Source organism: Phytobacter massiliensis JC163, from assembly GCF_000321045.1.
Classification (GTDB): Bacteria; Pseudomonadota; Gammaproteobacteria; order Enterobacterales; family Enterobacteriaceae; genus Phytobacter_A; species Phytobacter_A massiliensis.
Window position 1 is genome coordinate 33,304 of the sequence record NZ_HE578951.1, and the last position, 14,810, is coordinate 48,113.

12 protein-coding genes, 4 tRNA genes and 1 pseudogene are annotated in these 14,810 nt (G+C 58.0%); 11 read left to right on the forward strand and 6 right to left on the reverse strand.

Going from position 1 to position 14,810, the window contains the following annotated elements:
- Nucleotides 1-8 precede the first annotated feature (8 nt).
- The 5 genes and pseudogenes from thrP to ENTHG_RS22735 all read left to right on the forward strand — a co-directional run.
- Nucleotides 9-1,385: pseudogene (gene thrP / locus ENTHG_RS22715) on the forward strand (bifunctional threonine/serine APC transporter ThrP); the annotation flags it as partial.
- A gap of 102 nt (nt 1,386-1,487) precedes the next feature.
- Nucleotides 1,488-1,564: transfer RNA gene (locus ENTHG_RS22720), tRNA-Arg, on the forward strand.
- A 67-nt stretch (nt 1,565-1,631) separates the two neighbouring features.
- Nucleotides 1,632-1,707, forward strand: a tRNA-His gene (locus tag ENTHG_RS22725).
- Nucleotides 1,708-1,735: 28 nt separating this feature from the next.
- Nucleotides 1,736-1,822, forward strand: a tRNA-Leu gene (locus ENTHG_RS22730).
- A gap of 37 nt (nt 1,823-1,859) precedes the next feature.
- Nucleotides 1,860-1,936, forward strand: a tRNA-Pro gene (locus ENTHG_RS22735).
- 522 nt (nt 1,937-2,458) lie between these two features.
- On the opposite strand, the gene ENTHG_RS22740 is transcribed toward ENTHG_RS22735, so the two are convergent.
- From ENTHG_RS22740 to hemC, 5 genes are all read right to left on the reverse strand, one after another.
- A complete protein-coding gene (locus tag ENTHG_RS22740) occupies nt 2,459-3,667 on the reverse strand; it encodes an MFS transporter (RefSeq protein ID WP_044185671.1) in 1,209 nt (402 codons plus the stop codon).
- 247 nt (nt 3,668-3,914) lie between these two features.
- Nucleotides 3,915-5,111, reverse strand: coding sequence for a protoheme IX biogenesis protein HemY (gene hemY, locus ENTHG_RS22745; RefSeq protein WP_044185673.1), 1,197 nt, complete (start codon nt 5,109-5,111; stop codon nt 3,915-3,917).
- Nucleotides 5,112-5,113: 2 nt separating this feature from the next.
- A complete protein-coding gene (gene hemX, locus ENTHG_RS22750) occupies nt 5,114-6,280 on the reverse strand; it encodes a uroporphyrinogen-III C-methyltransferase (RefSeq protein WP_044185675.1) in 1,167 nt (388 codons plus the stop codon).
- 21 nt (nt 6,281-6,301) lie between these two features.
- Nucleotides 6,302-7,042 (reverse strand): uroporphyrinogen-III synthase, encoded by a 741-nt coding sequence (gene hemD / locus ENTHG_RS22755; protein WP_044185678.1) that lies wholly within the window; start codon nt 7,040-7,042, stop codon nt 6,302-6,304.
- Complete coding sequence (gene hemC, locus ENTHG_RS22760; protein ID WP_044185781.1) at nt 7,039-7,980, reverse strand: hydroxymethylbilane synthase; 942 nt, start codon at nt 7,978-7,980, stop codon at nt 7,039-7,041. Before hemC ends, hemD begins: the two co-directional genes overlap by 4 nt.
- A 310-nt stretch (nt 7,981-8,290) precedes the next feature.
- Here hemC and cyaA point away from each other — a divergent pair, with 310 nt between their 5' ends.
- Nucleotides 8,291-10,834, forward strand: coding sequence for a class I adenylate cyclase (cyaA, locus tag ENTHG_RS22765; protein WP_044185680.1), 2,544 nt, complete (start codon nt 8,291-8,293; stop codon nt 10,832-10,834).
- A gap of 58 nt (nt 10,835-10,892) precedes the next feature.
- On the opposite strand, the gene cyaY is transcribed toward cyaA, so the two are convergent.
- On the reverse strand, nt 10,893-11,216 hold the full coding sequence (gene cyaY, locus ENTHG_RS22770) for an iron donor protein CyaY (RefSeq protein WP_044185682.1): 324 nt from the start codon (nt 11,214-11,216) through the stop codon (nt 10,893-10,895).
- Between the two features lie 137 nt (nt 11,217-11,353).
- Here cyaY and lptM point away from each other — a divergent pair, with 137 nt between their 5' ends.
- Genes lptM through yigB form a run of 5 tightly spaced genes read left to right on the forward strand, consistent with a single transcriptional unit; the run spans nt 11,354 to nt 14,737 of the window.
- Nucleotides 11,354-11,557 (forward strand): LPS translocon maturation chaperone LptM, encoded by a 204-nt coding sequence (lptM, locus tag ENTHG_RS22775; protein WP_044185684.1) that lies wholly within the window; start codon nt 11,354-11,356, stop codon nt 11,555-11,557.
- 36 nt (nt 11,558-11,593) lie between these two features.
- Nucleotides 11,594-12,418, forward strand: a complete 825-nt coding sequence (gene dapF, locus ENTHG_RS22780; protein WP_044185686.1) for a diaminopimelate epimerase — start codon at nt 11,594-11,596, stop codon at nt 12,416-12,418.
- A complete protein-coding gene (locus ENTHG_RS22785; protein WP_044185688.1) occupies nt 12,415-13,122 on the forward strand; it encodes a DUF484 domain-containing protein in 708 nt (235 codons plus the stop codon). Before dapF ends, ENTHG_RS22785 begins: the two co-directional genes overlap by 4 nt.
- The gene (gene xerC / locus ENTHG_RS22790) at nt 13,119-14,021 is read left to right on the forward strand and encodes a tyrosine recombinase XerC (protein ID WP_044185690.1); all 903 of its coding nucleotides are present in this window, start codon (nt 13,119-13,121) and stop codon (nt 14,019-14,021) included. Before ENTHG_RS22785 ends, xerC begins: the two co-directional genes overlap by 4 nt.
- Nucleotides 14,021-14,737 (forward strand): 5-amino-6-(5-phospho-D-ribitylamino)uracil phosphatase YigB, encoded by a 717-nt coding sequence (yigB, locus tag ENTHG_RS22795; RefSeq protein WP_044185692.1) that lies wholly within the window; start codon nt 14,021-14,023, stop codon nt 14,735-14,737. Before xerC ends, yigB begins: the two co-directional genes overlap by 1 nt.
- Nucleotides 14,738-14,810 lie beyond the last annotated feature (73 nt).

A 14,810-nucleotide genomic window follows, 5' to 3' on the forward strand; every position in this document is an offset into this window, starting at 1 on the left:
ATGGCTGAAAAAAACCTGAACTCCAGCGCGGTCTGGAGTCTCGTCACATTGAATTAATCGCGCTCGGGGGGACCATCGGCGTCGGCCTGTTTATGGGGGCGGCAAGCACCCTGAAATGGGCAGGGCCGTCTGTATTGCTGGCCTACATTATCGCCGGGCTTTTTGTCTTTTTCATCATGCGCTCGATGGGAGAGATGCTCTTCCTGGAGCCGGTTGCCGGTTCGTTCGCCGTCTACGCCCATCGCTATATCAGCCCGTTTTTCGGCTATCTTACCGCCTGGTCGTACTGGTTTATGTGGATGGCAGTAGGCATTTCGGAAATTACCGCCATCGGCGTCTATGTTCAGTTCTGGTTCCCGGAGCTGGCGCAGTGGATACCGGCGCTTATCGCCGTGGGGCTGGTGGCCATCGCTAACCTGGCGGCGGTGCGCCTGTACGGTGAGATAGAGTTCTGGTTTGCGATGATCAAAGTCACCACCATTATCATGATGATTGTGGTCGGGCTGGGCGTCATTTTCTTTGGTTTCGGCAACGGCGGTCACGCCATCGGCTTTAGCAATCTGAGCGAACACGGCGGCTTCTTTGCGGGCGGCTGGAAAGGCTTTCTGACGGCGCTCTGTATCGTTGTCGCCTCCTATCAGGGGGTGGAGCTTATCGGCATTACGGCTGGCGAAGCGAAAAACCCGCAGGTCACGCTGCGTAGCGCGGTGAGCAAAGTGCTGTGGCGTATTCTGATTTTCTACGTGGGGGCGATTTTCGTTATCGTCACTATCTTCCCGTGGAACGAGATTGGCACCAACGGCAGCCCTTTTGTACTGACCTTTGCAAAGATAGGCATTACCGCGGCGGCAGGCATTATCAACTTTGTAGTACTGACGGCGGCGCTTTCCGGCTGTAACAGCGGCATGTACAGCTGCGGGCGCATGCTCTACGCGCTGGCGAAAAACCGCCAGCTGCCAGCAGGGGTGGCGAAGGTATCGAAAAGCGGCGTACCGGTGGTGGGCGTGAGCATCTCTATTGTTATTTTGCTTATCGGCTCCTGTCTGAATTACCTCATTCCTAACCCGCAGCGGGTATTTGTCTACGTCTATAGCGCCAGCGTATTGCCGGGCATGGTGCCGTGGTTCGTTATTCTGTTTAGCCAGCTGCGTTTTCGCCATGCTCACCGGCAGGCGATTGCCAGCCATCCTTTCCGCTCGGTGCTTTTCCCCTGGGCGAACTACGTGACGATGGCTTTTCTGCTCTGCGTCCTGGTTGGGATGGGCCTTAATGAAGATACCCGTATGTCGCTGTTTGTCGGCATTATCTTCCTGGCTGCGGTAAGCCTAATCTATAAAGCGCTCGGCCTCAGCCGCCACGCGCAGACGGGGCGGGCGGGGGAATAAGCGGCAAAATGCGCAAAGCATAACCAAACGCGCATTTTCTTCAAAAAAGCACTAGACAGTCGCGCCCGAAGTCCGTACTATCCACCCCCGCAACGGCGCTACGCGCCCGTAGCTCAGCTGGATAGAGCGCTGCCCTCCGGAGGCAGAGGTCTCAGGTTCGAATCCTGTCGGGCGCGCCATTAAGACAGGCGCTTGAGCTGCGGTGGTCTGTGGTTTTCACAGGGCCGCGTGAAAAGATTTACAGTGGTGGCTATAGCTCAGTTGGTAGAGCCCTGGATTGTGATTCCAGTTGTCGTGGGTTCGAGTCCCATTAGCCACCCCATTATTTAGCAGTAAAAGTTTCGTGGAATGCGAAGGTGGCGGAATTGGTAGACGCGCTAGCTTCAGGTGTTAGTGTCCTTACGGACGTGGGGGTTCAAGTCCCCCCCCTCGCACCACAACTTGTATTGAACAAAAAGTCAAAAAGCAGTATTTCGGCGAGTAGCGCAGCTTGGTAGCGCAACTGGTTTGGGACCAGTGGGTCGGAGGTTCGAATCCTCTCTCGCCGACCACTTTTGAACCCCGCTTTTAGCGGGGTTTTTTGTTTTCTGCTTTCCGTAAAACGCCTGCTTTAATGCCTTTTCCCTCTGATTAGCTGCTAAACGCCGGTTGTCGTGAATTGGCGACACTTAACTTACTGATAATAAACTCTTAATGCAATCTTCTTTTATCCTGTCTCTTAATGACGACAATCAGCGCGCTTTTTACCTGTCTAACGCCCGCTAGTTATCGCTAAACGCCCTGAATTTCCGCTATTCCTAAAATAGGGCGGCGGCAGGTTTTGCCATTACCGCAGTAGCGGAATATGTGCAATAATAAACGTGTAGATGCTCATTCCATCTCTTATGCTCGCCTTCAGGCCTCATAAACTCAGGAATGACGCAGAGCCGTTTACGGTGCTTATCGTCCACTGCCAGATGTCGCTTCGGCCTCATCAAACATCATGGACATAACGTTGAGTGAAGCACCCATTTATGTTGTCAAACAGACCTGTTTTAACGCCTGCTCTTGAGCAGGCGTTTTTTTATGGCTGATTACCGAAACCGCAGAAAAAGCGCCGCCACCAGCAGCAGCGCGCAAAGCGAGACGCTATACAGCGCCTGCATCGCGCCCCACGCGCTGGCAAGCCAGGCGGTAACGGCAGTTGCCAGCGTGGCGGTTAAGGCTTGCCAGCGCCACGCTTTCGCGCTTGCGCCGGAGACCGTTGCCGCAGGAAATTTCTCCAGCAGACTAAATGTACCTACCGCAAATACCACGTTTGATGCCAGATGGGCGATAAAGATCAGCGCTAAGGCTAATGGCGCCCAGGCGGCTGCGGTCGGCAATAGCCCGTACGCCGCAAGGAACAGCGCCAGGCAGGTCAGCAACAGCCTGTTTTTACCCGCATACCCGGACAGCTTATCGCCATTCAGTATCAGCGGGCCGCAAAGCTGCCCGAGGCTGCGGGCGAAGAGAAGCGGCAGGGCCAGCCCGGCGGCGTCAGCAGGATGTATCTGCTGGGCGAGCGCTGGCAGCAGCGCCATTGCGGGCGAGCCGACTGCCGCCAGCGAGGGTAAGATCAGCAGGCTGCGTTTTTGCCGTCGGCTAAGTGCCGCCCAGCGCAGCGCAGACGGCGGGGCAGCCCTGTCTTCTCGCGTAGCGCCACCCGCCCGGAAAGCGCCCGCAGTCAGCGCCAGCAGCCCTATCGCCCCCAGAAAGCTTAGCGCGTCGATGCCCAAAATAATGAACGGCGAGAGGCGGCCAAAGAGCAGCACGCCCGCCCCGGTGCCCAGCAGCACCTGTGACGCAAAAATCACATTTTCCATTGCCGTGGCGGCGGGTAGCTCCTGCGATGAGAGGCCGCGTTTGAAGAGCAGGGCGAGGGCAGGCCAGGCGAGCCCTGACAGCATGGCTTCGACGGACTGCACCATCAATAAGGCGAAAATACTGTGATGAAGAAGCCCGAGCAGCGGCAGGATAAGAGCGAGCAGTCCCAGCGCCTCTGCGAGTACGAGCAGGTGCAGCGGCGATAGCCGACGGCAAAGCTTTTCGCCCGCCAGACTCCCAACAAAACCGGGCAGGGTAGCGAACAGGAAAGCGAGCGTAAGAACCGACGGGGAAGCCTGCCAGCGAAGTAGCTGACCAAAGATCAGAACCTGCGTCAGGCCGTTGCCTAACGAGGATAAAACAAAGGCGCAGAGCAACAGCCGCAGCCAGCGGTGAGCCCGTAGCGCGCGCACGAGCGCAGCGAGAAGGGTGTTCATAATAACGATTCCCAAAAACGAGTGAATGCCTGCAGCAGGGCTGCATTACCAGACAACATCGAAGCGGGGAATCGTTACATTGGGCGGAAAGCTCCGTTAAGGAAGATGCTGGCACGGTAACACACTTTTTTGTGCCGTGTCAGGTGCAAAGATTAAGGGGAGTACGCAGTTTGCGTGGCATTCCGTATCGGCGCAAAACGCGTTATCCGGGCGGCAATAAAAAGGGGGCCTGGCGGCCCCCTTTTTATCAGGCGGAAGGATTATTGTGCAGCGTCAGCAGAAGCCCGTCGCGGCGCATCGCGGCGGCCTCTTCGGGCTGCTGCAGGCGATCGAGGCAATCGGCCAGCCAGGCATAATCGAAAGCGTCAGGGCGCTGCTTGAGCGCGGCGCGGAAGGCAAGGCTTGCCTCCTTCCATTCACCGTGCTTCATCAGCGACTGGCCCAGCGTGCTCCACAGCAGCGGGCGATCGCCCTGGGTTTTGATATGCTGGCGCAGCGCTTTTTCGATCTGCTCCGGGTTGTTGGTACGCAAACGCGGAATGATCAGCACCAGCCGGTCATCATACTGCCGCTTCAGACCGTCAAGGATAATGGCCTGCGCCGTATCATGGTCGTTGCATTCGATCAGATGCTCCGCCATCGCCACCTGCAGGACAACCTGATGACGGGTTTTACGGCTCTGGTTTTTCCACCATGCTTTCAGCCCTTCGCTGCCCTGATCGGCGCGCGCCTGGTCCATCAGGCCGATCCAGGCCTGCTGTTGCAACGCCTCACGGTGCGCTTCGTCGGCGACGTTCGCTTTGGCCATCGACGGAATGATATCCAGCAGAGAGCTCCACGCGCCGGTGCGGAGATAAGCCTGTTCCGCCAGACGCAGCACTTCCGGGTGACGCGGCGTTATTTCCAGCAGCCGGTCGACGCCGTGGCGCGCGGCATGGTTCTCGTTGCGCGCCAGCTGCAGACGCACGCGAGTGATTTCTACCGGAATAGGGTCGCGTTCCGCCAGCTCGGCGGCGCGCTCAAGATGCTGATTCGCGCGCGCTTCGTCGCCACGCTGCTGGGCCGCTTCCGCCGCCAGCAGGTAGTTCACCACCGGCTGCTCTGCGTGATCGGCGTTTTTCGCCATCAGCTTCTCAACCTGCTGATAATCCCCCTCTGCCAGCTTAAGCAGCGCCTGCTCAGTCTGTTTGCGGGCGCGACGACGCTTGCGTCCGGCGAACCAGCCGCGCGTATGCGCGCCGGTGCGGAACAGGCGGCGGAGCAGCCATTCCAGCGCAAACAGCACCACCAGCGCCAGAATAAGGATGATAACCAGCCCGGTAACGCTGGTTTCAATGTTGTAATTATCCGTCTGGATAAGCACGTAGCCCTGGTGGCCGGCCACCATCGGGCCTAATACGATCCCTGCAATAAGCAGCGCAAAGAGCAACAATACTTTTAGCATGATTATTCTCCCTGCGGCGCTTGCTGCGGCGCTGGTTCCGCCGCGTTCTGGTCTGCGGCAACGCCGGGCTGCGCCAGCAGGTTACGGACGCGCGTCTGCATCAGTTTCTCCAGAATCGGCTGGCTCTGCAGCGTTTCCGGCACGTCCATCGCAATGGACTGCTGATCCAGCTTATCCAGCTCTTCGAGGAAGGCTTTAGTCGCGGCATCGTTGGTGTCGTAATAGGCGCGAACCCAGGTAGAGACATTATCCAGCGATTGTTTATAGGTCTCATCCTGATGGCGCGGAACCGCCTGGGCGGCTACCAGCAGCCGTGAGCGGATATTTTCGCGCAGATAGATGTCCTGATTGGGCGCCAGTAGCGGAACGGCGGTCTCATCGCGGCGACGAACGGTAATGAAGCTGTCCATAAAGTTCTGCCAGCTTTTTTGCAGGTTAACCCGCCATTCGCTGATGGAGCTGGACAGTTCGCTGCTGTCGGCGTCCATCGGGGTGTCGTCATCGTTATTATCAGCCAGTCGCAGGTTATCAATCTGGTTAGAAAGCTGGTTAAGCTTCAGCACGATGCCGTCGTAATCCACCTGGGCTACCGCAGACAGGCTGGCGATATCGTCTGTTATCGCGCGGCGCGCGGTAATCAGGCTGGGGTCGTTCATATCCGCCAGGCTGGCGTCGGCGCTTTTCAGCAGGGTGGCAGCGGTGGTGACGTCCTGATCGCTCCAGAGCTTACGTCCCGCCAGCTTAACCAGAAAATCGGCCTGCGCCAGCAGCCAGGTCTTCGCGTCGGAGCCGGAGATGGTCGCCACTTTTTGCTGCACTTCATCAAGCTGACGGGCCAGCGACTCCTGCTGACGCTTAGCTTCATCAAGCTGCGTTGCCTGCTGTTTAATGACCTCTTCCAGACCGGCTTTCTGTTTATCCTGCGCTTGCTGCATTGCGATGACCTGATTCGCCAGTTCATCGTTGGTGGCGCGAAGCGTGGTGGTTTGCTGTTTCACCCAGCCATAAAGACCTGCGCCCGCCGCCAGCGCGATGGCGATAGCAATCACGCTCAGCGCAAGGCTCGCCTTACCGGCGCGGTTGTTCTTACCGGGTTTCTCCGGCGGCGTAGAAACATCGACCGGTTTTGTCTCTTCAACCGTGGCAGAGGAGTGTTGTTGTTCCGTCATTATGGCTTCCCATTATGAGTGTTATTGTAATGCGCGAAGCAGCGCATCGTTGTCTGCGTTATCAGCGACCTGAATATCTTGCCAGCCCATTTCCCGGGCGAGGTGCGCCAGACGCTCGCTGACGACCAGCAGCCGACAGCGAAGTAACCAGTTTTCCTGATACCAGGGGGGTGTGAGCGCGTAAAGCTGCTGTAGCATCTCGCCGCTGGTGACGACAAGAGTATCAATACCGCGCGTATGCCAGCGCATGGCTTCCTGCGCGCCGTCGTATGCTTTCGCATTACGTTGATAACATTCACAAAATTCTACAACAGCGCCGCGTGATGTTAAGGTCTCGCCCAACAGTTCACGCCCGCCATTTCCTCGTAAGATTAGCGCACGTTTACCCTGAATGTTTTGTAATTCAGGTAATTGTAGCAAGACTTCGCTTATTTCCCGGTCAAGGGGATAGCGAACCTCCAGCCCGCTGGTGGTATGCAGCGCCAGCGCAGTGGCGCGCCCGATGGCGAAATAGCGGGGGGAGGTGGGCCAGACGGCATGCGCCTGCTTTAAACAGGCGTCGGCAAAGGTGACCGCCTGCTGCGACAGCACGAACACCAGCGCATTCGCGTCCAGCGTGGCGAGGCGCGCGGGCAGGGTATGCAGCTCGCGGCCCGGGGAAAATTCAATAAGCGGGAAACTCCATGCCGCCCGCCCCAGTGCGCGCAGTCGGCTCACCAGTATATCCCCGGCAGGGGAGGGGCGAGTGACAAGGATATTCATGCCGGAGCGTCTCCGTTATAGACCTCGGCCAGGATTTCACGCGCGCCGTTTTCCAGCAGCTCTTCGGCCAGCGAAACGCCAAGCAGAATGGCATCGGCAGGGTTACCGCGCCGCTCGCCGCGCACAATCGCGGAGCCGTCCGGCGCGCCCACCAGCGCACGTAACCAGAGCTCGCCCTCTTTTAATTCGGCGTAGCTGCCAATCGGCACCTGACAGCCGCCTTCAAGGCGGGTGTTCATTGCGCGTTCGGCGGCGACGCGAATCGCGGTTTCGTCATGGTTGAGCGGGGCAAGCAGCGCACGCGTGCGCGAATCGTCCAGGCGGCACTCAATACCTACCGCCCCCTGGCCTACCGCCGGCAGCGAAAGCTCCGGCGGTAGCGCGAAGCGAATGCGCTCCTCCAGACCGAGCCGTTTAAGCCCGGCCACCGCCAGAATAATGGCGTCGTAATCGCCGTTATCCAGTTTCCCCAGCCGCGTGCCGACATTGCCGCGCAACGAGCGGATAACCAGGTCGGGACGGCGGGCCGCCAACTGACATTGACGGCGTAAACTTGACGTGCCAACCACGCTGCCCGCAGGCAAGGCGTCCAGATCGTGATAGTGGTTTGAGACGAAAGCGTCGCGCGGGTCTTCCCGCTCGCAGATGGTGACCAGCCCCAGCCCTTCCGGGAACTCGACCGGCACGTCTTTCATTGAATGCACGGCGATATCGGCGCGATTTTCCAGCAGCGCCAGCTCAAGTTCTTTAACGAACAGCCCCTTACCGCCCACTTTGGCCAGGGGGGTATCCAGGATGACGTCGCCGCGCGTGACCATCGGCACCAGCTCAACCCGCAGGCCCGCATGGTGCGCTTCCAGACGCCCTTTAACATAATGTGCCTGCCAGAGGGCGAGGGGGCTTTGCCGTGTGGCAATTCTTAAAACATTGTCTAACATGCTTGTTACCGTCATTATCGTCCCTTGACCATCCTAACATTGTTGCCTTAGGGTGTCAGTGTTCGCGGTGATTGCGCAGGTTCAGCCAGCCTTATCCCGCCACGGGGCATGACAACCTCAGCCGTAATTCGGAATTTACACGTTACGAATGGTGCTACACTGGTATGTAGCGCATCTTTCTTTACGGTCAATGAGCAAGGTGTTAAATTGATCACGTTTTAGACCATTTTTTCGTCTCTACCACCATAAAGATAAGGGCGAAAAAGGGTGACGGCCATTTTGAACATCTGTAAACATCAGGCGATACGTCTTGTACCTCTATATTGAGACTCTGAAACAGAGGCTGGATGCCATCAACCAACTGCGCGTGGATCGTGCGCTTGCTGCCATGGGTCCTGCTTTTCAGCAGGTCTACAGCCTGCTGCCGACACTGCTGCACTACCATCATCCGCTAATGCCGGGTTACCTTGAGGGTAACGTTCCAAAAGGCATTTGCCTCTACACGCCTGATGAAACCCAACAGCACTACCTCAACGAACTCGAACTCTATCGTGGTATGCCGCCGCAGGAGTCGCCGAAAGGCGAGCTGCCTATTACCGGCGTCTATTCCATGGGGAGTACCTCATCGGTAGGGCAGAGCTGCTCTTCTGACCTCGATATCTGGGTTTGTCACCAGGCCTGGCTCGATAACGAAGAGCGTCGCCTGCTGCAGCGTAAATGTAACCTGCTGGAAAGCTGGGCCGCCTCTCTTGGCGTGGAAGTGAGCTTCTTCCTGATCGATGAGAACCGTTTTCGCCATAACGAAAGCGGCAGCCTGGGGGGCGAAGATTGCGGCTCTACCCAGCATATCCTGTTACTGGATGAGTTCTACCGCACCGCCGTACGGCTGGCCGGCAAGCGTATTCTGTGGAATATGGTGCCGTGCGACGAAGAAGAGCACTACGACGATTACGTCATGACGCTCTATGCGCAGGGCGTCCTTACGCCAAACGAGTGGCTGGACCTGGGCGGCCTGAGTTCGCTCTCCGCCGAAGAGTACTTTGGCGCCAGCCTCTGGCAGCTCTATAAAAGTATCGACTCGCCCTATAAAGCCGTACTGAAAACACTGCTGCTGGAAGCCTATTCCTGGGAATACCCCAATACGCGCCTGCTGGCGAAAGACATCAAACAGCGTCTGCACGACGGCGAAATCGTCTCCTTTGGTCTCGATCACTACTGCATGATGCTGGAGCGGGTCACGCACTATCTGACGGCGATCGAAGACACCACCCGTCTGGACCTGGTGCGCCGCTGTTTCTACTTAAAAGTGTGCGAGAAACTCAGCCGTGAGCGCGCCTGCGTCGGCTGGCGGCGTGAAGTTGTCAGTCAGTTAGTGAAAGAGTGGGGATGGGACGACGCGCGTCTCACCATGCTGGATAACCGGGCAAACTGGAAGATCGATCAGGTGCGGGAAGCGCACAACGAACTGCTCGACGCCATGATGCAAAGCTACCGTAATCTGATCCGCTTTGCGCGCCGCAATAACCTGAGCGTGTCCGCCAGCCCGCAGGATATCGGCGTGCTGACCCGTAAGCTGTACGCCGCGTTTGAAGCGCTGCCGGGTAAAGTGACGCTGGTGAACCCGCAAATTTCCCCGGACCTCTCAGAACCGAATTTAACCTTTATCCATGTGCCGGCAGGCCGCGCCAACCGCGCGGGTTGGTATCTGTACAACCGTGCGCCGAATATGGACTCGATTGTCAGCCATCAGCCGCTGGAATATAACCGCTATCTCAACAAGCTGGTGGCCTGGGCATGGTTTAACGGCCTGCTCACCTCGCGCACGCACCTTTATATCAAAGGTAACGGCATTGTCGATCTGGCGAAACTGCAGGAGATGGTGGCGAATGTCTCCCAGCATTTCCCGCTGCGTCTGCCTGCGCCAACGCCAAAAGCGCTCTACAGCCCCTGTGAGATCCGCCACCTGGCGATTATCGTCAATCTGGAATATGACCCGACGGCGGCGTTCCGCAACCAGGTGGTGCACTTTGATTTCCGTAAGCTGGATGTGTTCAGCTTTGGCGAGCAGCAGAACTGCCTGGTGGGCAGCGTCGATCTGCTCTACCGTAACTCGTGGAATGAAGTGCGTACGCTGCATTTCAACGGCGAGCAGGCGATGATCGAAGCGTTGAAAACTATCCTCGGCAAAATGCACCAGGACGCCGCGCCGCCGGATAGCGTGGAAGTGTTCTGCTACAGCCAGCATCTGCGCGGCCTGATTCGCACTCGCGTACAGCAGCTGGTGTCGGAGTGCATTGAACTGCGTCTCTCCAGTACCCGGCAGGACACCGGTCGCTTTAAAGCGCTGCGGGTGGCCGGGCAGACATGGGGCCTATTCTTTGAGCGCCTGAATGTTTCGGTGCAGAAGCTGGAAAACGCCATTGAGTTCTACGGCGCTATCTCCAATAACAAACTGCACGGCCTGTCCGTTCAGGTGGAGACAAACCACGTCCGGCTGCCGCAGGTAGTGGATGGGTTTGCCAGCGAAGGGATTATTCAGTTCTTCTTTGAAGAGACCGGCGATGACGGCTTTAACATCTACATTCTGGATGAGAGCAACCGCGCGGAGGTGTATCACCACTGCGAGGGCAGCAAAGAGGAGTTGGTGCGTGACGTGAGCCGTTTCTATTCGTCATCTCACGATCGTTTCACCTACGGCTCCAGCTTTATCAACTTCAACCTACCGCAGTTCTACCAGATTGTGGATGTCGACGGTCGCCCGCAGGTAATTCCGTTCCGGAATCAGGCGATAGCGCCCCTGCCGCCGGCGAATCAGGATAACGACACGCCGCTGTTGCAGCAGTACTTCTCCTGACCTTTTACCGGTCGCCCGGGAACCCGGATGCGGCGTAACGCCTTATCCGGGCTACAGGTTAGCCGCGAAAACTCACCGCTTCGCCCGCCTGCTGGGTAGCTGCCTGCTCAAGCAAGTCCCAGAAAGGCTCGCCGGTGCGGTCGCACACCCACTCACCCTCTTTTAAATCGAAATGGTAGCCGCCCTGACGCGTCGCCAGCCACACCTGGTGCAGCGGCTCCTGGCGGTTGATGATAATTTTACTGCCGTTTTCAAAGGTCAGCGTGAGCACGCCGCCGTTGATTTCGCAGTCGATATCGGCGTCGCCGTCAAAGTTATCGATGCGCTCCTCAATGGTCATCCAGAGGCCGTCGGCAAGGCGATGAAATTCACTGTCGTTCATTGTCGTTTCCCGTTTTACGTGATGGCGGCAGTATAGCGCGAAACATTTCCCGGTACAGAGCATGTGCAAACTCTTGCTTTTGTGCCTTCTCCTGCGATGATAGAAAGCAGAAAGGATGAACTAACAGGCAACCTACAATGAAAGATGTGTGTCGAACGCTGGCCGTGCTAATTACCCTATTCAGCCTGACGGGCTGTGGCCTTAAAGGCCCGCTCTATTTTCCGCCAGCGGATAAAAGCGCGCCGCCGCCAACGAAGAAAATTGAACCTACTATCCAGTCGACGACGCCCGATCGTAACGATCGCGGTATTGATGATGGGCCGACGCAGGTAACCTATTAAGGTTCCCGTACTGTATTCGCGGAAATGGAGTAGATGATGCAGTTCTCTAAAATGCATGGCCTTGGCAACGATTTTATGGTCGTCGACGCGGTAACGCAGAATGTCTTCTTTTCCCCTGAGCTGATTCGCCGCCTGGCGGATCGCCACCTGGGGGTAGGGTTTGATCAGCTGCTGGTGGTGGAGCCGCCTTACGATCCCGACCTCGATTTCCACTATCGCATTTTTAACGCTGACGGTAGCGAAGTTGCCCAGTGCGGCAACGGCGCCCGCTGCTTCGCCCGCTTTGTCCGCTTAAAAGGTTTGACCAATAAACGTGATATTCGTGTCAGTACGGCGAACGGGCGCATGGTATTAAGCGTGACGGAAGACGAACTGGTGCGGGTAAACATGGGCGAGCCTGACTTTGAGCCATCGCAGGTGCCGTTTCGCGCTAACAAAGCGGAAAAAACCTACATTATGCGCGCGGCAGAACAGACAATATTGTGCGGCGTCGTCTCGATGGGCAACCCGCATTGCGTGATGCAGGTGGAGAGCGTCGATACCGCCGCGGTTGAAACGCTGGGGCCGGTCATGGAGAGTCACGAGCGTTTTCCTGAACGGGCCAACATCGGCTTTATGCAGGTCGTAAAACGCGACCATATCCGTTTACGGGTCTATGAGCGCGGCGCGGGCGAAACCCAGGCCTGCGGCAGCGGTGCCTGTGCGGCCGTCGCCGTGGGTATCCAGCAGGGGCTACTGGCGGAAGAAGTCCGTGTCGAACTGCCCGGCGGTCGGCTGGATATCGCGTGGAAAGGGCCAGGCCAGCCGTTATTTATGACCGGCCCGGCGGCACATGTTTATGACGGGTTTATTCATTTATGAAGCAGGTTGGGGAAGAGCAGCAGGAGATTCTGGCCGAACTGGACGACAGCGCGGTGGTGGAATACCTGTTGCGTCATCCTGAATTCTTTATCCGTAACGCGCAAGCCGTTGAACAGATTCAGGTTCCGCACCCCGTGCGCGGAACAATCTCGCTGGTTGAATGGCATATGGCGCGGGCGCGTAACCATATTAACGTGCTGGAAGAGAACATGACGCTGCTGATGGAGCAGGCCAGCGCTAACGAAGGCCTGTTTAACCGTCTGCTGCGTCTGCAGGGCAAGCTGGCTTCTGCCAAAAGCCTGGATGAGATGCTCAGCCGCTTTCAGCGCTGGGCCAGAGATTTAGGACTGGCGGGGGCGACGGTGCGCCTGTTCCCGGACCGCTGGCGTCTGGGCGCGCCTTCGGGCTACACCCATCTTGCGCTCTCCCGCCAGGCCTTCGAACCGCTACGCATTCAGCGTCTGGGCCAGCAGCAGCACTATCTGGGGCCGCTTAACGGGCCTGAACTGTTACTGCTGTTGCCGGAGGCGAAAGCCATCGGCTCTACCGCCGTTTCACTGATGGGGCCGAATGCCGACCTCGGCGTGGTGATATTCAGCAGCCGCGACCCGCAGCACTACCAGCACGGGCAGGGCACGCAGTTGTTAGAAGAGATTGCGATGATGCTGCCAGACCTGCTGGAGCGTTGGATCGAGCGCGTATGAGCGACTCGCCGCTGCAGCAGGATGTCGCCCGCTTTCTGCGGTACCTGGGGGTAGAGCGCCAGCTTAGCCCTATTACCCTGTTCAATTATCAGCGTCAGCTGGACGCCATAATCAGCCTTGCCGCAGAGATGCGTTTACAGCGCTGGCAGCAGTGCGATGCCGCCGCCGTGCGGGCCTTTGCCGTGCGCAGCCGCCGCAAAGGGCTGGGGGCGGCAAGCCTGGCGTTGCGCCTTTCCGCGTTACGCAGCTTTTTCGACTGGCTGGTCAGCCAGGGCGAACTGCCGGCAAACCCGGCAAAGGGCATTTCCGCACCGAAAACGCCGCGCCACCTGCCGAAGAATATTGACGTAGATGACGTTAACCGGCTGCTGGATATCGATCTGAACGATCCGCTGGCGGTGCGCGACCGGGCGATGCTGGAGGTGATGTACGGCGCCGGGCTGCGTTTATCGGAGCTGGTGGGGCTGGATATTAAGCACCTCGATCTGGAGAGCGGCGAAGTCTGGGTACTGGGCAAAGGCAGTAAAGAGCGTCGCCTGCCCATCGGGCGCAACGCGGTGGTATGGATTGAGCACTGGCTCGACCTGCGCGGCCTGTTCGGCACCGATGATGACGCGCTGTTTCTGTCGAAGCTGGGCAAGCGTATCTCCGCGCGCAATGTACAAAAGCGGTTCGCTGAATGGGGCATCAAACAGGGGCTGAACAGCCACGTCCATCCGCACAAACTGCGCCACTCATTCGCTACCCATATGCTGGAGTCGAGCGGCGACCTGCGCGGCGTGCAGGAGCTGCTGGGCCATGCTAACCTTTCCACCACGCAAATCTATACGCATCTCGATTTTCAACATCTTGCGTCGGTGTACGATGCGGCGCACCCACGCGCTAAACGGGGTAAATAATGCGATTTTACCGTCCGGTGGGCCAGATTTCGGCGCTCACCTTCGATCTTGATGACACGCTCTACGATAACCGCCCGGTGATCTCCCGTACCGAACGTGAGTCCATGCTGTTTGTGCAGAAGTATCATCCGCTGCTGAATACGCTGGAAAATACCGATCTGCAGCGTATTCGCCAGACGCTGCGTGAAACCGAACCGGATATTTACCACGATGTTACCGAATGGCGTCGCCGCGCGGTTGAACGGGCGATGCTGGACGCAGGCCTCTCCGCGCAGGAGGCGGCCGAGGGCGCAACGGCCGCCATGCGTCACTTTGCCGAGTGGCGTAGCCGTATCGATGTGCCGCAGGAGACCCACGACACCCTGGCGGCGCTTGCTGAAAAATGGCCGCTGGTGGCGATCACCAACGGCAACGCCCAGCCGGAACTGTTCGGCCTGGGGGACTACTTTAAATTCGTGCTGCGCGCCGGTCCGCATGGGCGCTCTAAGCCGTTCAACGATATGTATCATCTGGCGGCCCAGCGCCTGAATATCCCGCTGGGAGAGATTCTGCACGTCGGCGACGATCTGACCACCGATGTCGCCGGCGCGATCCGCTGCGGCATGCAGGCGTGCTGGATCAAGCCGGAGGGGGCTGACCTGCTTACCGCTGCGGATAGCCGCCTGTTGCCCCATCTGGAAATTTCACGGTTGGCATCTCTGACCTCGCTGATATAATCACCAGCAGTTCTGTATATATACCCAGGCTTTTGCTACGCGTCCTGTCGTGACGAACACCCATATTTCGCGT